The organism is Nocardioides sp. CER19, from assembly GCF_029846275.1.
GTDB lineage: Bacteria > Actinomycetota > Actinomycetes > Propionibacteriales > Nocardioidaceae > Nocardioides.
The window spans coordinates 1,325,012-1,341,859 of the sequence record NZ_JARVWS010000001.1; the positions used below are offsets into that span (position 1 = coordinate 1,325,012).

Here is a 16,848-nt window from a genome sequence, read left to right on the forward strand (position 1 = left end):
CTGACGATCCTCCCGAGACGTCGCATCCGCGCAAGCTAACTGGATCGGCCCGGGCGACCCGGCCTGCCCATGTTCGACATGAAGGGTGGAGGTCAGCTCTGGTCGCGCAGTGGCCGTCGCCGGCACGATGAGCCCGTTCGGGTGCTGCCGGCCGCCGGCGCGTGGTGTTGTCTACTCCTGCTGCCAGACGAAGGTGACACGGCTGGCATCGGGGACGATGTCGAGGTCGCCGACCTGGTAGGCGAGGCGGCGCACGGTGGAGAACGGCCAGAAGTCCCACTCGCGGCGGCGGAACCCGAGAACGCCTCCTCGTAGTCCCGCGGAGGCAACGGTCGCCTCGGCCTCCCGGCTGGTCGAGTCGACCTCGAGCAGCAGGTCGTCGGAGCCCGCCACCGGGACCAGCAGGCCCTTCCACCAGGAGCACCGTTGCCCCAGCTGTAGGCGGAAGGTCGTTGAGCCGGTGGGCACTGTGTCAAGCTCGATGACGGCCTGGATGATGTGGCCGCCGGGCAGTCTCCGGCCCAGGAGGAACGCCGCCCACGAGGCGCACAGTTCGTCGTTGTACACGTACCGGTCATAAAGGGTGGGCCGGACCACGTCGGGGTCGGTGGTGTGGATCTCACGCTGGTTTGGCGCATCCCAGGGTGGTACCGCCAGTGATCCGCCGCTCCAGGGGTCCATCTTCCGTGTCATGTCGGGGACGGTTGCTTGGCTTCCGTACACCCGGGCCGAGTTCAGGCGCCCCGCCGGTTCCCGGGAGTCGCCCTCAGGTCGCAACTGCCAGCTGGCGTAGAGCCTGTCGACGTTGGAGTGGAGGAGAAACACGAACGGGTCACGGAAGGAGAAGTGCCCATCTGCCCGAGCGATGTCACCACCCATGTACCGGTGGGCCCAGGAATGGGCCGGGTATAGCCAGTCCGCGAAGCCTTGCCACGGCTCGGGCTCGCCTGATCCTTCGTCGAGCAGGGCCCGGTCGTCTGGTTGGTACCGTTCGAGCCCGGCTGGTGGGTTGTTCCTGACCTGCACGCCGGCATCGAAGTTGGCGGGATTGTCGCTCCAGTCGAAGTCGTTGATGGGGACATCCCCGGGGCGGTTCGGCGGAGGGAGCCGGCGACGGACGTGAGGTGGTGGTAGTGCGGCTCGCTCCTCGCGGTCCGTGCCCCGGTAGGTGTCGCGGTTCGGGCTGGTTTGCGGGTCGTAGAGACTGAGGAACGGCTCGCCGATGTCGCCCTCGACGGCGCCCATGAAGTCTGGCCCCATCAAGTCGACCAGCCGGCCGGTCCGGTCCGGAGTGGCGCGCGGATCTGTGGTCCAGTCCCAATACGGAACGGTGATGTCCGGGTCCACCTGCTGCAGCAGCGCCTCGAAGCGATTGACCAACTCCCGGTGCCACGGAAGGAAGCTCGGCAGCTGGTGTGGGCCGCCGTTGATGTGCTGCTGATCCTGCTTGAACCACCAGTTCACCGTGTCGCTGCCGCCACCGGTCAGCTGGGGGAAGCGGTTGCGAAGTTCGATGACCGCGGCAACATAGGCCGCCCGCTCCTCGGGGGTCAGGTCCGCGGCGTTCTTCCGTACCCGCACAGGCACCTGACGCGGGAGATCCCGACAGGCAGGAAGCCGGTCCAGGTTGTTTCCGGTCGACCCGTCCGGAGTGGTCCGGAGGAAGGGGCCATCGGAGCCCTGCACAACTCGTATGGCCGCGAGGGTGAACGGAAAGCGGTACACGAAGTACCGGTGTCGCCCTGACGTGATGTCGTCGATGACCTCGATCGCCGTTCGCGGTGACCATCCGGCAGCGGGGTTGCACAGTCTCGTGACGCGACCGCCGTCTTCACGGTCACATCCGAGAACCCACCGGACCGCCATCGTCTGCCTCACGCACCTGATGTGCACCGAGCACTCTCGTCACCGCCGAGTTTTCACCATCTCGACAATCTCCCGGATGGTCAAGGAACACCATCCGTCGCCTGGTCGCAGTCCCAGATCTCGACGCGCACGTGCATCGAGCCCCTGAGAGGGCAAGGCTCAGGCTCGGCTCCCGCGGGGGGACCGGCTGGTGCGGTCGAGGTCGGAGGGCGAGCGTCGACACACTCCCCTCGGGCAGGTGGTAAACGTGAATGTGATGACCGACGCCGCTGCTCGAACCGCTGGCGCGGGCATACGGGGAGTCGACCGCGTGAGGCGCCAGTGGCTCGCCTGTGTGCTCGGCGCGCTGGCCGGGCTGCTCTTCAACTCGTGGCCGCTGGGGTTCGCCGTCGACCGTCCCGCTCTGGACGGTACCTACTTCAGCGTCCTGGAGATGTCCGGGCGGCCGTACGCGCACGTCTTCGTCGCCTGCGATCTGGCAGCGGGCGTACTGGCCGTCCTCGCCGGCCTGCTTCTTCTGAACCGTCCGTTTGTCGCCTCGGGTCTGGTGATGTTCGGTGTCGGGAACGTCTGGGGCGCGTTGGTTCCGATCAACGGGTCCTGCGCGACGTCGGTCGTCTCGTGTGGGGCAGCTCCTGCTCAGCTGCTCGAGCCGCACACCCTCGCCAGCACCCTGTCGGTGATCGGCCTGGCGTTGGCCGCATCGAGCCTATGGCGGCGCGGCCGGTGGATGCGAGCGGTCATCCTGTCGTGCGCGCTCGCCTCGCTGTTGCTGCCGATCTCGGTGATGACGGCCCATGGGGTCACGGGCTCGCAAGTGCTCTTCATGACCGCCTGCGGTGCGATGCTGGCCGCCGTGCCGTGTGCCGCTCTCACACCGACCGAAGTTGATGCCCTGCGACGTGCTGTCGCGGCATATCGGCCTGATCGCTAAGCGGAAGCGCGGAGGTACGGCTCGCCGCAGGAGTCCGCTTTCCCCTTCAGCGGAGCCTCTGCCCCGTCCTCGCCCGCTATCGGCAGATCTTCCCGAGTGGCCGATGCATGCGCGGTAGGGACCGGCGATCACCGATCTTCGATGTAGGTCGTGTTCTGTCCGGCCACGATCCGCCAGGTGTCCCCACTGCGCATCCAGATGTACGTCGGGCGGCCGAGCGAGCGGGGATGAAGGGGCTCTCCGGTCACGTCGGTGTACTCCTGGTTGACGCCGGTCAGCGCGAGGTCCGGGGTGATGAATCGGATGTGGTCCACGTCGTAGGTCACCGAGCCGTCCACCATCGCGCCGGGGAGAACCTGCCGAGTGAACTCGGCAATGACGTCGAGGCCCACCAGTCGGGAACCCGCACCGGTGACCCAGACTGCGTCGGCGTCGAAGAGTGCGAGGAACCCGTCGGCGTCCTCAGTGCGCTGGACCTGCTCGATGACGCCGACGAGCTCGGTCAGTGCAGCCACGTCGTCGGGCGAGGCGTCCTCGGGAGAGACGGTGTAGGAGTTCACGACTCCACTGCACTTCCTCAAGTCAACTTGATGTCAACACCATCGGAGCACTCCGCCGCGCACAGATCGGCGCAGACGCGGTAACTCGGTCCTGCCGACAGGCGCCGCGACCGGTCGAAGTACGTGTCGGCGTACAGCGGGCGACCGGTCAGGACACCGCCGGGAACTGCGCGAAGTGGAGCAGCACGCCGCTCGGATCCCAGACGTAGGTCACTCGCGCCCACTCCTCGTTCCTCGGCTCAGCGACCCGAGCCGTCCCGTAGCGGCCAGCCGCCAGGACCGCGGTCACCTTCGCGTACCAGTCGTCCGCGGACCCCACCTCCACGGTGAGCATGGAGTTCTCTGCCCACTCCTTCACATAACGGTCCTGCAGCATGAGCTGACTCCCGCTGAGGCCGAGCAGGACGAGAGCGTCGTCTCGCCACAGTTCGCTCCATCCCAGCGCCAGGTAGAAGTTGCGGGAGGCGGCCAGATCCAGCGCCGGAACGAACGGCCGTACGTCGGTCACGCTCAGGTCGGTCACCTCCACACGATGCAAGATCCCCCCGCCCGCGTCAACGCTCGTCCGGTGCAGCACTCAATAGTGACTCTCCGTCGGCAGAAGACGCGTCCCACAGAGGGGTCGTGCCGATCGCAGGTCCATGCCGGGGACCTTGCCGCGGCTAGGGCAGACGGCTGGTGCCCAACGGCCTTCGAGCCGGCCGGCCCGCTCGCCGTCGCTGCCGGTCCGGCTGGGTGATCGCGCGCACCAGGCCGACGACACCGAGCGCCACGAGTGCCATCGAGACGACGAGCCAGAACGCCACCCATCCGCCGGTTGCCGGCCACTTCACCCACCCGGCGGTGATCATGTCGGCGACGCCGAGCCAGGCAAACGCGAGCAGCACCCACCAATCGAGACCCTGCGCCGCGAGGTTGAACCGCAGGGCGAAGTCGGCGAACCGGCCGTGCCGGGTCGGGAGCAGGGAGATCGCTCCCTTGGTCAGCCGCGGCGGGCCCACCGCGTTGTCCGAACGCACCGTGTGGGTGAGCGTCGTGGTGGCGTACGCCGGCGTCAGGGAGCGGACGAATGCGAGACCGCCCAGCATCGTCAGTGAGGCGGTGAGTGCCGTCGCGATCCCCAGCGCACCACCGAGGATCGGGCCCGCCACAACCACCACCAACAGGGAGACGAGCACGTCGTATCCGCTGCTGCCCTCACCGAACCCGCGGTCGATGCCGATGAACAGGCCGCCCCACCCGAACACGACGACCACGGCCAGCAGCGCCGTGTAGATCGACGTGACAAGCAGGTAGCCGAACGGTCGCAGGATCAGAACGACCTTCGGCATCGGTTCGTTGGCGGTCACGCCCCAGATGCTCCCCCTTGCGGGTTGCGCCAAACCTGCGCGGCGTCACTGACGTCGAGCCTGCGGCTCGGACCGATCCGCGTCCGTCGTCGGTCTCCGACACCGGTGCCTGTCGCCGCCGAACGCGTCCCGACGGATCCTCGCGTCGCTCGTCGCCTGGCCGCGGGACCGGAAACGGAGGGGCGCCCCGGCGCATGAGTCGCTACGGTCGGCTGATGGCGCAGGGCGAGATCACGTACGCGTTGCTGCCGGGTGCTGGCGGACGCGCGACCTGGTTCTACAGCCGCCTCACGCCGCTGTTGCAGCGGGCAGGCCATGAGGCGATCGCGATCGACCTGCCCGGCGCCGACGGGTCGGCGGGCCTGCCCGAGTATGCCGAGATCGTGACCCGTGCGCTGGAAGGGCGGTCGCAGGTGGTGCTCGTCGCCCAGTCCATGGGCGGGTTCACCGCTCCGCTGGTCGCCCAGCGCACGCCGCTGGAGTCCCTCGTGCTCCTCAACGCGATGATCCCGGTGCCGGGCGAGCGGGCGGGCGAGTGGTGGGAGAACACCGGGGTCTCGGCGGAGCGAGAGGCGGCCGCGCGCCGGCACGGGTACCCGGAGAACTTCGACCTGGAGACGTATTTCCTGCACGACATGGACCCGGTTGCTGTGGCACAGAGCGAGGAGGAGGCGAGCGACGAGGCCGCCGCGGCCTTCGACTCGCCCTGCGCGTTCGGGTCGTGGCCGGACGTGCCTCTGCACGTCGTCGCCGGTGCGGACGACCGCTTCTTCCCTGTGGAGTTCCAGCAGCGCCTCGCGCGTGAGCGGCTCGGTCTCGAGGCGGACGTGCTCCCCGGCGGGCACATGCTCGCGCTGTCGCAGCCGACCGCGCTCGCCGCCTACCTGCTGGAGCTCTGAGATCCCAGAGGCGACCGGCGGCGGAGTGACGCAGTCTCCTCAGCGTCTCCGCGGCTGTAGAGAGTGTCCGGAAATGGACTCGGCATCAGCCGCACCCTTGACCGATGAGGGGCCGCCCAGTCGGAATGCGAGGCCGGCGCTACCGGGTTGCACCCGTCATGACAGTCATTGGGATCATCGGAGCAGGACACATCGGCAGCACGATCGCCCGTCTCGCCGTCAGCGCAGGTCACGACGTCGTGATCAGCAACAGCCGCGGGCCCGAGACCCTGACTGACCTCGTCGCCGACCTCGGTCCGAACGTCCGAGCAGCGACCGCCGAGGACGCCGCGGCCGCCGGCGACGTCGTCGTTGTCACCATTCCCCTGAAGAACTACCGCCAGGTCCCCGCCAAGCCCCTTGCCGGCAAGGTCGTGATCGACACCAACAACTACTACCCGCAACGCGATGGCCAGATCGCCGAGCTCGACAGCGAGGCGACCACCACGGCGGAGCTGCTACAGCAGCACCTCCGCGAGTCCCGCGTCGTGAAGGCTTTCAACAACATCCAGTTCGCCCACCTCGGCGCGCTCGCCCGTCCATCCGGGGCCGACGACCGAACATCGCTGCCGATCGCAGGCAACGATGTGGCCGCGAAGGAGACGGTCGCCCGGCTGCTCGACAGCCTCGGCTACGACGCCTACGACGTCGGCAGCCTTGCCGAGGGCTGGCGATTCCAGCGCGACGAGCCGTCCTATGTGTCGCCGTACGGCGAGCGTGGCGGAGCGCCCCGCCCGGTGAGTGCCGAGCAGCTCGCCGTCCTCATCGCTCGGGCCACGCGCTACAGCGACAGGTGACACACCGGACCTGGACCCACGATCGGGGTCGAGCGTCGCACCGCTGCGCGTGCGAGCGCGGCGGTGTGACGCACCTTGGGGAAGGGTGACTCGCGGCGGAGGAGGCGTTTGGCGCTTCTCGGTCGCCGTAGCGGGTACGACAAGAGTCAGGGGGCAATGCGATGAGCACGCACCGGGCATCAACAGGCCAGAACTCCACGAGCAGCCTCAGTCCGTCCGAAGCGTTCGGCATGGTCCTGGACGCTGCCGTGACGGTCGTCGCCGCCAAGGTCGAACGAAAGGCAGCTGGTTGGATCGACAAGCTCAGCGCCGTGGCAGGGTCGAGGGCCTCGGAGACGACCGTCCTCGGGCTGGCTGATCAAGGACTTGACGTTGTCGCTGAGTCCGGGGGCCTGGCTCAACGAGCCGGCGCTGCTGGCGTCAAGGCGCACCTACACGGCGAGGGTCCGACGTCGGCCGCACTCCGGAGCGTGTGGCACGCGGGAACGCCGGCAGTGAAGGCAGCGATGCTCACCTCGGCCGTCGCCGCCATCGTGCTGCTTGCCCTGTCTCCCGTGCTCCTGGTCATCTACCTGCTGATCTGGATCGTGATCGCCGCGGTCCACCGAGCCCGCGCAGTTCGCCGGCGCGGGCTTGCGACAGCGTGACACCGCCTCCGATCCGGGCGGATCTTTGATGAGCGGACGCTCGTCAGCGTCGGTCGTTGAGGCAGTCGTGGTCGGGTGCGATGGCCTGGAGGATCCGGCGGGCGATCGCGGCGGTCTGCTGGACTTGGGCTTTGGTGAGCGGGTCGAACACGATCCTGCGGACCTCGGCCACGTGTCCGGGGGCGGTGGCGACGACTTTGTCCCATCCGGAGTCGGTGAGGATGGCCAGGGTGTAGCGGCCGTCACTGGGGTCTGGGGTGCGGCGCAGCCAGCCCCTCTTCTCCAGTCTGGAGACGACCTGAGAGAGCCGGGACAATGAGCCGTCGGCGATGGCGGCGAGCACGCTCATGCGCAAGGTTCGGTCTGGCGCCTCGGAGAGACCTGCGAGCACGCCGTACTCGAAGAGGCTGAGGCCCGCGTCCCGTCGTAGCTGGGCGTCGAGGGCAGGCTCCAGGTTGAAGATCAGGCCGCCCAGCATCATCCAAGCCTCATGTTCGTCGGCCGTCAGCCACCTGGCCTCCTCCGGACACCCCGCGGTCGCAGTGTCCGTACTCGCCTGGGTGCTGCCCTCCGTCATCGGCACAGACTACCGGGCGACGGTGGAAGTCGGCGGTAGTCCAAGGCGCTGGATCACTTGAGGGTTGAAGTGAAGGTGCCTAGCATCAAGTTCACGGCTGAAGTCAAATACGGAGGCTAGAAATGGGCGACTGGCAGTTGGACCCCTACCACACCCAGGTGGAGTTCGCGGCGAAGCATCTGGGGATGATGACCGTTCGCGGGCACTTCGCCGAAGTGACATCCAAGGCCGAGATCGACCTCGATCATCTGGAGGACATGCAGGTCGAGGTCACGATCCAGGCGGCCAGCATCAAGACCAACAACGAGGTACGTGACAAGGACGTGCGGGCGGAGAACTTCCTCGATACCGACAACTTCCCGGTCATCACGTTCAAGAGCACTCACGTCGAGCTCGCCGGGCAGGATCGCCTCAACGTGACCGGGGACCTGACGGTCAAGGGCACGACGCGGCCCGTCACCCTTGCCGTGACCCGCCTGGGGGAGTTCAGCGACCCGATGATGGGCCACAGAATCGGCTACAGCGGCCAGGCGACGATCAAGCGGAAGGACTTCGGTCTGAGCTTCAACCCCATGCTGGACGGACGATTCGTCGTCAGTGACGCGATCGACATCCTCCTCGAAGGCGAGTTGGTGGAACAGGTCGCGCAGGAATCGGCCGACTAGGCACGACCGCTCATCGGCAGACCCGGAAGACAGCCGTGCGGGCACTCGCCATCGTGAGTGCGGTCTGTCCGCCGCCTGCCCAGATGTGGGCGCGGCGGTCACGAACCTCGAGGTGCCTTTTGTGAGGCGTCTCCGACGCACGCATCATGGTGTTACGAACTGAGCGTTCGTAACGGACCTGTGAGGGGTGGATGAGCGTGCAAGAGGCGCCTGTGGTGATCGAGATGTGGACTGACCTGGGATGCCCGTGGTGCTACGTCGGCAAGCACCGGCTTCAGGCTGCGATCGACCGGCGGACGGACGCGGGACGGTTCGTGGTGCGGCTGCGGTCCTTCGAGCTGAACCCGGACGCGCCGCGCGAGCCGGAGACCATCGAGAGCGCCTTCATCCGCTCTCACGGTGGCGACGCGTCGGTGGTGCTCGACGCCGAGCGACGCATCCAGGCACTCGCCCGAGGTGAGGGGTTGGCGTTCTCGCTGGATCGGCTCAACGCCAACACCTTCGACTTCCACCGCGTGCTGCACCACGCCGACGAGCAGGGCCTCGGGACCGAGTTCTTCTCCGCGGTCCAGGACCAGTTGTTCGCCGGCGCGATCAACCCGTTCGACCCCGTCGAGCTGGTCCAGGTCGCGGAGTCGGTCGGGCTGGACGGGGAGCGAGTGCGTCGCGTGCTCGCCAGCGACGAGTACGCCGAGGAGACGCACGCCGACCGGCGCGAGGGTCTCGCGCTGGGACTGACGGGCGTCCCGTTCGTGGTGTTCGACCGTCAGGTCGCGGCGCCGGGTGCGCAGTCGGTCGAGGTGTACGGCCAGATCCTCGATCAGATCGTGGGCCAGCATGCCCAGAGGGTCGTGGCTCATGGCTGACCCGGTGGGTCCCCTCGTGTTCGTCGCCGGCGACGCGGACGGGATCTGCGACTCCAAGACCGGCGTCTGTGCGGTCCCCGAGCCCGACACAGGGCCGGACGCGGTGGTCAGCGAGCCCCAGTAGCGGCTCGACCGACGCCGGTGGCTTCGTGCTGCTTGCGGTGGGCTGCGACGGCGGCGTGATTGCTGGCCGCCCAGCCGGCCAGCGCCAGCACCGCCTCCTGCAGCGAGCGGCCGAGGTCGGTGAGCTCGTAGACCACGCGCGGCGGCACCTCGGCGTACGCGGTTCGGGTGGCGAGCCCGTCGCGCTCGAGCTCCTTGAGCGTCACGGTCAACATCCGCTGCGAGATCCCCGGGACACTCGCCTGGAGGTCGGAGTACCTCAACGGCCCCGAGCCCAGGGTGCTGATCACCAGCACCGTCCACTTGTCGCCGATCCGGTCCAGCACCTCGCGGATGAACGCGCTGTCCTCGGGCCACGCCGTGCACGGGCCCGAGAGCGTCCGCTGTCCCGCCATGATCCACCCGATTCCTACGCAGACAACTGTTGCCGCACCAACAGTAACCCAGCATGACGACAGAACCGAAGGAGAGGCCCTTCATGAGCACCCTGCTCGTGCTGGGCGGCAGCGGCCGCACCGGCATCCACGTCCTCGAGCACGCCATCGCCCGCGGCCACCAGGTCCGCGCACTCGTCCGCAACCCCGACGCAGTCGATGCCCCCGCCGGGGTGCAGCTGATCGCCGGCACCCCGGCCGACATCGACGACATCCGCCGAGCCGCTGAAGGCACCGAGGCCGTGGTCAGCGTCCTGAACAACGCCCGGGCCTCGGACAACCCGTGGGCCAAGCCGGTCAGCCCACCCGGCTTCATGACCGACGCGGCCCGCGCCACCCTCACCGTGATGGGCGAACAGGGCATCACGCGCATCGTGGCGACCTCCAGCCAGGGCGTCGCCGAGGACTGGAAGCGGATCAGCCCGATCATGCGCGGCCTCATCAAGATCTCCAACATCAAGGCCGGCTTCGACGACCACGACGGAGTCGACACCTTGATGCGCACCTCCGGTGTCGACTGGACCCTGGTCCGCGCCGTCGCCCTCACCGACAAGCCAGCCAAGGGCCCCCTTCGCGTTGCCGAACCCGGCACCGAGAAGCCCGCTCCGTTCGTCAACCGCGACGACCTCGCAGCGTTCCTGCTCGACACCGTCGAGCAGAACAGCTGGATCCGCCAGACCCCACTGGTCTGGAACGCCCGCGACTGAACCAAGCAGCACCCACAGGAGATCCCCACGGGATCACAGCGGTTCCGCCCGCCGAGCAAGCCGAGGCTGGCATCGACCTCGACGGCTCAGGCTGGGCGCAGCAACGGCTTCGTCGGACGACGGTTTCCGCGTTGTCGAGGTATTCGTCAGAGGTTCACGTCGTGGCCAACCGGGTGCGCGGTCCTCCCGCCAGAGTTCGCACCGTCCCTCGACGAAGGAGTCTCATGCGAACCTCACTCATCCCCGCCCTCGCGGCCGGCGCCGCCATGATCGCCGTCCCGTTCGCGGCGCACGCGGCCGGCACTGCGAGTGGTGGCAAGACGAGCACGCAGGGCTCGTTCACCTACGCCGTCTACGGCGACGCGCCCTACGGCGTGAGCCCCACTGACACCTCCGAGGTCGACGCGACGCCAGGGTTCATCGACGCCGTCAACGCCGACCCGGACGTCAGCGCCGTGCTCCACGTGGGGGACATCCACTCGGGCAAGCAGTACTGCACCGAGGACTACGACCGCCAGATCGCGGACCTTTGGAGCCACTTCGCCGACCCGATGGTCTACACGCCCGGCGACAACGAGTGGACCGACTGCCACAAGGCCGCCGAGGGCGGCGGCACCTACAACAAGACGACCGGGCAGGTCGACTACGTCAAGGACGCCCAAGGCAACCTGGTCGACTACGCCGGCGGAGATCCCGTGGCCAACCTCGACCTGGTCCGCTCGATCTTCTTCCCGAAGCCGGGTGCCACGCTCGGCAGCGGGTCACTCGAGACGGAGTCGCAGGCCACGGCGTACGACCCCGCACACCCCGAGGACGCTCAGTACGTCGAGAACGCGATCTGGAAGCGGAAGGGCTTCGTCTTCGTCACGCTCAACATCCCCGGCGGCTCGAACAACGACACCGACCCCTGGTACGGCGCCGCGACGATGAGCGCCGAGCAGGCCGCGGAGACGCAGCAGCGCACCGCCGCCGACCTGCGTTGGCTCGACCACGCCTTCGACGTCGCCTCCGCCGAGGACGCCCAGGGTGTCGTGCTGGTCCAGCAATCCGACATGTGGGACCTCGACGGCAAGGCGCAGACGCACCTCAGCCAGTACGAGCCGTTCGTGAAGAGCCTCGCCGAGCACACCGTGGCGTTCGGCAAGCCGGTGCTGGCCCTGGAGGGCGACTCGCACGTCTACCGCTCGGACAACCCGCTGCAGAAGGGCGCCGCGTGCGCCGGCGACGCCGACGTCTGCTCGTACGACGCCTGGAACAGCCACCCGTCGTACGACGTGCCGAACTTCCACCGCATCGTCGTGCACGGCAGCACGGTGCCGCTGGAATACCTCAAGCTGGTCGTCACCCCCGGTGGCCACCAGGCCACCACGGCGACGAGCTTCGGCCCGTTCTCATGGTCGCGCCACGTGGAGGGCTGAGGGCGCCTCAGCTGCCGCCGGTCCGCGCGGAGGAGCGCCCGCCGAGGCGCTCCAGCTCGGGACGGCGTTCAGGCGTGACACGTCCCGGCCAGTGCGCGGTCGTGACCGCTCGCCGCGAGCAGGTGCGAGACGTATCGCCGCACTTCCGCACACGGATACCTCGGTGGGCATCCCGGCCGGCCCGTCACGCACCTCTCGCTGGATAGCCTGCCTCCATGCCCAGCATGCGGGTGGCGCGGAGAACGGTTGGCTACGTTGCCTGGTCCGTCTTCGTGGCGTGGGGCTACTTCGCCTTCACCTACTACTACATCTACCTCGAGTTCGGTCACGAGCACCTGCTCGCGGCGACGATGGTCAACCTGGCGACGATCTTCTTCTGGCTGCTGGCAGGCAAGCTCGAGGCCGCCTACGGCACGCGCCTCTACGTCTGGTCGAAGCGCAACGGCAGCCCCACGACGCTGACCCGCGTGATCCGGTGGTGGATGTCGTCGGCGTCGATCAAGACCTCGCTCTACCTCTTCTACATCGTGGTCCTGTTCTGCGCGGCGATCCTGGCAGCGGATCCCGGCTTCCCACGCTTGAGCGAGCACGCCGACTACCTCATAACGGTTCGCTACGGCCTGCTCGTGCTGGTCGCCGGCGACAAGTTCTTTGAGCAGATCGCCAAGGACATCCGAGACAACCAGCAGTTCCTCACTTGACCGGTTGACCGCCGCGCAGGAGCTCGGCGCGGACTCTGAGCGCAAGCAACCCGGCGGCAAGAAGCCGCTTGAGGCGGTCGCTGAGGTCCGCCTACCGTACTGCTGGCGGGCCACCAGCACTTTCTGAGGAGCAGGCATGGAAGGCAGCGAGGCAAGTCTCGGCAAGGTCGTCTGTCACTTCACGATGTCGCTCGACGGCTTCGTGGCCGGACCAGGTCACGACATGTCCTGGCTCGCCGGAGTCACCGTGCCGCCCGGGCTGATCGACCGGTACGTCGCCTCCACCGGCGCCATCGTCGCCGGGCGTCGCGGCTGGCAGGAGGTGATTGGCACCCATCGCCCGTACGGCGGAAAGTGGTCGGGCCCCGTCTTCGTCCTCACCCACCATCCCGTCAACGGGCATGTCGAGGACGGCGTGACCTACGTGGACGACCTGCGATCGGCACTGGCGCAAGCCCGAGCGGCGGCTGGTGCCAAGAACGTGGAGATCTTCTCGCCCGGCATCGGCAAGCAGGCGCTCGAGCTAGGACTGCTCGACGAGTTCGATCTCCACGTCGCCCCGGTCCTCCTCGGCGACGGTGTGCGCCTCTATGAGGCTCCCGGCGCTACCCCGGTCGCGCTGCGCCACTCCGACGGATCACGGTCCGTCGTGGATCTGCGACTGGTGCCGGCACCCTGAGGGCCGGACGTGAGTCGGGCAGGGGACTGGTTCGAGCGGGCAGGGTCAGGGAGGATCGGGACCCGCCTCAATTCCGGTCTGGTCGGGTGAGGTAACTCTCCAGGGACCGCAGGCTGCCGGTGAGGCCGCCTTCTGCTCCCGCGACCATGCGCTCGTCCGGTGCGCTGATCTGGGCGACGATCCGGATGCGTGCACCGGTCTCCCCCACCTCGTAGTGCCAGGTGACCAGCGACGTGCTGAGCAGCTGGTTCCCGCCGCTGACTCGTTCGGCGACGACGATCCGGACTCCGTCGACGATGTCGAGGTAATGGCTGGTGACGTCGAACCTGAGGGATCCAGAGGGCCCGCACCGGTAGACGCTCGTGCCGCCGACGGAGAAGTCGTCGAGGGAGAACTCGACCTGCTCGCCGGGAGGGGCTGCCCAGCAGCGCCGTGCGTCGAGGTCGGCGAACGATCCGAAGAGTGCCGCCACGGAGGCGTCGAACTCCCGCGACACCTCGACCTGGTCGTGGCACCAGCGTGCTTCGGTCATGGGGTTGCCTCCGGGGTTGGTGGGAGAGGTCGTGCATCGGCGGCGGCCAGTGCCTCGGCCGTGGCAGCGTCGCCGGGCAGGAAGGCCTCGAGCGAGACCTCGGAGAGGGCGACGTCGGTGGTGGTGGCGAAGTGGCTGAGGGTGGTGAGCAGCGTCAAGACGCCGTACGCCGACTGGAGCCGGAGCGGGACGGCGTACCCGATGTGGCTGCTCGTCGGTCGGGCGCGTGCGGGGACCGACTCGCGCAGCTCGCCGAGGACGCCGTCGAGGCGGTCGTCGGGGCAGCGGAGCGAGCGCTCCTCCAGCGCGTCGATGACGTGCCAGGCGTAGACGTCCAGGTTCAGCATGCGCGGTGCCAGTCCCCGCGGGCTCAGGAGCACGCGGGCGACGCTCACGGGTGGCTCGAGCAGGTCCGGGGCGACACCGTCGATGAGCCGCCAGAAGGCCGAGTTGCCCGAGACCAGGTCGCCATGCCGGTCGGTGATGACCGCCGGATAGGGGCGGTGGGCCACGAGGAGCCGCTCCAGCGCGTTGCGGACCGGGTCGAGGCTCGGATCGTCCAGCTCCGCCTCGCCGTACGCCGGGGCGTAGCCCGCTGCAAGCAAGAGTGCGTTGCGGTGGCGAAGGGGTATGTCCAATGCCTCGGTGAGACGGACGACGATCTCGCGCCCCGGCAAGGAGCGCCCGCTCTCCACGAAGCTGACATGACGCTGGGTGGTGCCGGCGGCGAGCGCGAGCTCGAGCTGGCTGACGCGGCGCCGCTGACGCCAGTCGCGAATGCCCTCCGCGAAGTTACCGGCTCCCTCGACGACCACCATGTGCCCAGCATGGGCCGCACGCCGGGTCGGCGCGATTCCCTTCAGGGAATTGAGAGGTCGCGACCCGCGCCGAAGGATCACTCGGACTGGACGAGCCAGCAGGAGGAGCAGGGCCATGACGACGACGAACGACCTGTGCGACCGCTACGTGGCGGTCTGGAACGAGGCGGACCCGACCGAGCGGCGAGCGCAGGTCGCTGCGCTCTGGACGCCCGACGCGGAGCACCTGTTGGTGCCGCCCGAGGAGGTGCGGGACTCGGCGGCGGGGATGGCGATGCATCCGCTCTTCGAGGTCCGCGGGCACCAGGAGCTCGAAAGGCGGGTCGCTGACGCGTACGGCCGGTTCGTCGCCTCGGGCGAGTACGGCTTCCGCAGGCACGATGATCCCGATCGGCTCCGTGACATGGTCAAGTTCCGTTGGGCGATGGTCTCGGCCACAGACGCCGCGGTGGCCGCGGTGGGGCTCGAGATCCTCCTGGTCGATGCGGAAGGCCGGATCCGGACCGACTACCAGTTCATCGAGCGGAGTTGACCGGCGCCTGCGCCGGCGAGCGGGTACGCCCTTGCTGCAGTTTCGGTCGGGAACCTTGCCGCGCTGACCGTGGCGAGACACCCCAATAGCACCCACAGGGATACCCGTGCCACGAGCAACCTCATACGTTCCGGACCTCTCCGCGGGACCTGATCACCCGCCCGACCGCTGAGCGGAGTAGATGGGTGCCACTGAGAAGCCATCGGCTGATCTGTGCGCCCTGCTCGCGGCGACGTGACGCACGTCTGGGAGCGAGTGGGTCGCGGTATGTCGGATGTGACTGGTCGGCGCGACCGGCTCAGCTCGTCGAGGTGGCCGTTGCCAGCTTCGAGCGCACGAGCACGAGGGGCGCGTCTGGGTTATGTGGTTGGGGTAGGACTTCGAGGCTGAAGTCGGCGATGGCGCCCGGTCGGAAGATGAGGCAGTGTGTGGAGCCACCGAACTGGAAGTGGCCGAGCTCGTCGCCCTTCGCGACGTGGTGACCGGCGGTGATCTCCGGAGCGATCACGCAGGAGGAGACCTCGACCATGCCGACGAGCACTACCGCCACGAGCCCGATCGTGGGGTCGTCGGCCTCGATGAGGATGATCGCCCGGGTCGCCACGTGGGCGAGGTAGCCCTGTGAGTTGGTGGGCTCGACGGCGGCTGGCCCTTCGGAGTCGGCCTCGGAGTAGTAAGTGCCGTCGACCACGAAGGCTCGCACGATCGTGCCGGCGACGGGAGCATGCCAGCGGTGGTAGTTGAGGGCGCTGAGGAAGGCTTGGTAGACGGTGCCGCCGACGAACTGCTCGACCGACTCGTCGTTGGCCAGCATGTCCTCGAGCGAGTACGGCTGGGACTTGAGCCAGAAGCTGTCCCGGCGCTGAACGCCGGTCTTGATGCTGTAAGGCGTCGACTCGCAGGCGCTGACGATGACCGAGTGGTCGTCGGGGTCGGCCACCGGTCGGGCGTCCTCGTGGAACCGCCGGGTGAAGAAGTCGTTCCAGGAGGTGAATCCCCAGTGCGGGTCGGCGGCGTCGTGCTGGTACTGGTCGATACCGATCGCGCGCTGCGCTGCCTGCGACATCCACCCAGTGTCCGAGTCATTGAGCACGTACAGCGATTCGGGACTGCTCAGGAACTCGCACCATGCTGTGAGGAGCTTTTTGAGCATCGCGTTGACGCGGGAATCTCGATAGAACGCGAACCCGGACGTGGTCCCGGTCGTCCAGTCCAGGATGGCGGCCAGCGGGAGGGTCACGTGCTGCTCGCCGAACTCGGGGGCCATGGTCAGTACCTCGTTGATCAGCCGGAGCAGCTGGTCCACGCTCTCCAGGTGCCGCTTGCTGTAGGGCTTCCCGCTCGGCACGTCGGCGATCATCCGCTCGGCGTACATGCGTAGCAGCGGATCCCCGTCCAGCAGCTCCTTGAACTCCTGGACAACCGGGTGCAGCTCTCGTTCGCCCCGGGCCTCGACCCGTTCGCGGTGCCCGGCGAGCCACGCCTCCAACGCGTCCTGGTCCTGTGGCAGCCAGCCGGCGCGGCGTTTGACGTCGATGTCCGAGGAGGAAGGTGTCATGACGCCAAACTAGTTCGCCTGTCCCGCGGTCACCTGGGACGGGCGTTTTCCGGCCGGGTCGGCGACCACTGCCACCGCGAACGCGGCCGGCTGCTCTGCTGTCGTTCTTGTCATGGTGAGCTCTGATGCGCTCTTGGACGACGCCGT

At 68.1% G+C, this 16,848-nt stretch carries 21 protein-coding genes; 12 read left to right on the forward strand and 9 right to left on the reverse strand.

Features of this window, described 5'->3' with window-relative positions:
• Positions 1-171: 171 nt before the first annotated feature.
• Positions 172-1,878 carry a tyrosinase family protein gene (locus QDS12_RS06505; RefSeq protein ID WP_279877868.1) on the reverse strand — a complete coding sequence of 569 codons (1,707 nt, stop codon included), beginning with the start codon at positions 1,876-1,878 and terminating at the stop codon, positions 172-174.
• Between the two features lie 235 nt (positions 1,879-2,113).
• Between QDS12_RS06505 and QDS12_RS06510 the strand changes: the two genes are divergently transcribed.
• Positions 2,114-2,800, forward strand: coding sequence for a hypothetical protein (locus QDS12_RS06510; protein ID WP_279877870.1), 687 nt, complete (start codon positions 2,114-2,116; stop codon positions 2,798-2,800).
• A gap of 128 nt (positions 2,801-2,928) precedes the next feature.
• Here the strand turns inward: QDS12_RS06510 and QDS12_RS06515 are convergent, their stop codons facing one another.
• The 3 genes from QDS12_RS06515 to QDS12_RS06525 form a co-directional block, all read right to left on the reverse strand.
• Positions 2,929-3,360, reverse strand: a complete 432-nt coding sequence (locus tag QDS12_RS06515; protein WP_279877872.1) for an SgcJ/EcaC family oxidoreductase — start codon at positions 3,358-3,360, stop codon at positions 2,929-2,931.
• Positions 3,361-3,508: 148 nt separating this feature from the next.
• Positions 3,509-3,883 carry a VOC family protein gene (locus QDS12_RS06520; protein WP_279877874.1) on the reverse strand — a complete coding sequence of 125 codons (375 nt, stop codon included), beginning with the start codon at positions 3,881-3,883 and terminating at the stop codon, positions 3,509-3,511.
• 139 nt (positions 3,884-4,022) lie between these two features.
• On the reverse strand, positions 4,023-4,709 hold the full coding sequence (locus tag QDS12_RS06525; protein ID WP_279877877.1) for a hypothetical protein: 687 nt from the start codon (positions 4,707-4,709) through the stop codon (positions 4,023-4,025).
• Positions 4,710-4,903: 194 nt separating this feature from the next.
• On the opposite strand from QDS12_RS06525, the gene QDS12_RS06530 reads away from it, so the two are divergent.
• The 3 genes from QDS12_RS06530 to QDS12_RS06540 all read left to right on the forward strand — a co-directional run bounded on the left by QDS12_RS06530 (position 4,904) and on the right by QDS12_RS06540 (position 7,091).
• Positions 4,904-5,608 carry an alpha/beta hydrolase gene (locus tag QDS12_RS06530; RefSeq protein WP_279877879.1) on the forward strand — a complete coding sequence of 235 codons (705 nt, stop codon included), beginning with the start codon at positions 4,904-4,906 and terminating at the stop codon, positions 5,606-5,608.
• 158 nt (positions 5,609-5,766) lie between these two features.
• Positions 5,767-6,444: an NAD(P)-binding domain-containing protein gene (locus tag QDS12_RS06535; protein WP_279877880.1), complete on the forward strand. Its 678-nt coding sequence runs from the start codon at positions 5,767-5,769 to the stop codon at positions 6,442-6,444.
• 161 nt (positions 6,445-6,605) lie between these two features.
• Positions 6,606-7,091, forward strand: a complete 486-nt coding sequence (locus QDS12_RS06540; RefSeq protein ID WP_279877882.1) for a hypothetical protein — start codon at positions 6,606-6,608, stop codon at positions 7,089-7,091.
• A gap of 43 nt (positions 7,092-7,134) precedes the next feature.
• Here the strand turns inward: QDS12_RS06540 and QDS12_RS06545 are convergent, their stop codons facing one another.
• Complete coding sequence (locus QDS12_RS06545) at positions 7,135-7,668, reverse strand: MarR family winged helix-turn-helix transcriptional regulator (protein WP_279877884.1); 534 nt, start codon at positions 7,666-7,668, stop codon at positions 7,135-7,137.
• A 122-nt stretch (positions 7,669-7,790) separates the two neighbouring features.
• Between QDS12_RS06545 and QDS12_RS06550 the strand changes: the two genes are divergently transcribed.
• The 3 genes from QDS12_RS06550 to QDS12_RS06560 all read left to right on the forward strand — a co-directional run bounded on the left by QDS12_RS06550 (position 7,791) and on the right by QDS12_RS06560 (position 9,323).
• On the forward strand, positions 7,791-8,333 hold the full coding sequence (locus tag QDS12_RS06550; protein WP_279877886.1) for a YceI family protein: 543 nt from the start codon (positions 7,791-7,793) through the stop codon (positions 8,331-8,333).
• Positions 8,334-8,524: 191 nt separating this feature from the next.
• Positions 8,525-9,199: a DsbA family oxidoreductase gene (locus QDS12_RS06555; RefSeq protein WP_279877887.1), complete on the forward strand. Its 675-nt coding sequence runs from the start codon at positions 8,525-8,527 to the stop codon at positions 9,197-9,199.
• Positions 9,192-9,323, forward strand: a complete 132-nt coding sequence (locus tag QDS12_RS06560; RefSeq protein ID WP_279877888.1) for a hypothetical protein — start codon at positions 9,192-9,194, stop codon at positions 9,321-9,323. Before QDS12_RS06555 ends, QDS12_RS06560 begins: the two co-directional genes overlap by 8 nt.
• Here the strand turns inward: QDS12_RS06560 and QDS12_RS06565 are convergent.
• Complete coding sequence (locus tag QDS12_RS06565; RefSeq protein WP_279877890.1) at positions 9,307-9,717, reverse strand: helix-turn-helix domain-containing protein; 411 nt, start codon at positions 9,715-9,717, stop codon at positions 9,307-9,309. The genes QDS12_RS06560 and QDS12_RS06565 overlap by 17 nt on opposite strands.
• Positions 9,718-9,800: 83 nt before the next feature.
• Here QDS12_RS06565 and QDS12_RS06570 point away from each other — a divergent pair, with 83 nt between their 5' ends.
• The 4 genes from QDS12_RS06570 (at position 9,801) to QDS12_RS06585 (ending at position 13,261) form a co-directional block, all read left to right on the forward strand.
• Positions 9,801-10,463 carry an NAD(P)H-binding protein gene (locus tag QDS12_RS06570; protein ID WP_279877891.1) on the forward strand — a complete coding sequence of 221 codons (663 nt, stop codon included), beginning with the start codon at positions 9,801-9,803 and terminating at the stop codon, positions 10,461-10,463.
• 224 nt (positions 10,464-10,687) lie between these two features.
• Positions 10,688-11,881, forward strand: coding sequence for a hypothetical protein (locus tag QDS12_RS06575; RefSeq protein ID WP_279877892.1), 1,194 nt, complete (start codon positions 10,688-10,690; stop codon positions 11,879-11,881).
• Between the two features lie 215 nt (positions 11,882-12,096).
• On the forward strand, positions 12,097-12,582 hold the full coding sequence (locus QDS12_RS06580; protein ID WP_279877893.1) for a hypothetical protein: 486 nt from the start codon (positions 12,097-12,099) through the stop codon (positions 12,580-12,582).
• Between the two features lie 136 nt (positions 12,583-12,718).
• Positions 12,719-13,261 carry a dihydrofolate reductase family protein gene (locus QDS12_RS06585; protein ID WP_279877894.1) on the forward strand — a complete coding sequence of 181 codons (543 nt, stop codon included), beginning with the start codon at positions 12,719-12,721 and terminating at the stop codon, positions 13,259-13,261.
• A 67-nt stretch (positions 13,262-13,328) separates the two neighbouring features.
• Here the strand turns inward: QDS12_RS06585 and QDS12_RS06590 are convergent, their stop codons facing one another.
• A complete protein-coding gene (locus QDS12_RS06590; protein ID WP_279877896.1) occupies positions 13,329-13,793 on the reverse strand; it encodes an SRPBCC domain-containing protein in 465 nt (154 codons plus the stop codon).
• Positions 13,790-14,611 (reverse strand): helix-turn-helix domain-containing protein, encoded by an 822-nt coding sequence (locus QDS12_RS06595; RefSeq protein ID WP_279877897.1) that lies wholly within the window; start codon positions 14,609-14,611, stop codon positions 13,790-13,792. The genes QDS12_RS06590 and QDS12_RS06595 overlap by 4 nt, the downstream gene beginning before the upstream one ends.
• A gap of 115 nt (positions 14,612-14,726) precedes the next feature.
• Between QDS12_RS06595 and QDS12_RS06600 the strand changes: the two genes are divergently transcribed.
• Positions 14,727-15,143 (forward strand): hypothetical protein, encoded by a 417-nt coding sequence (locus tag QDS12_RS06600; RefSeq protein ID WP_279877899.1) that lies wholly within the window; start codon positions 14,727-14,729, stop codon positions 15,141-15,143.
• 298 nt (positions 15,144-15,441) lie between these two features.
• Here QDS12_RS06600 and QDS12_RS06605 read toward each other — a convergent pair whose 3' ends face one another.
• Positions 15,442-16,701 carry a phosphatidylserine decarboxylase family protein gene (locus QDS12_RS06605; RefSeq protein WP_279877900.1) on the reverse strand — a complete coding sequence of 420 codons (1,260 nt, stop codon included), beginning with the start codon at positions 16,699-16,701 and terminating at the stop codon, positions 15,442-15,444.
• Between the last annotated feature and the right edge of the window lie 147 nt (positions 16,702-16,848).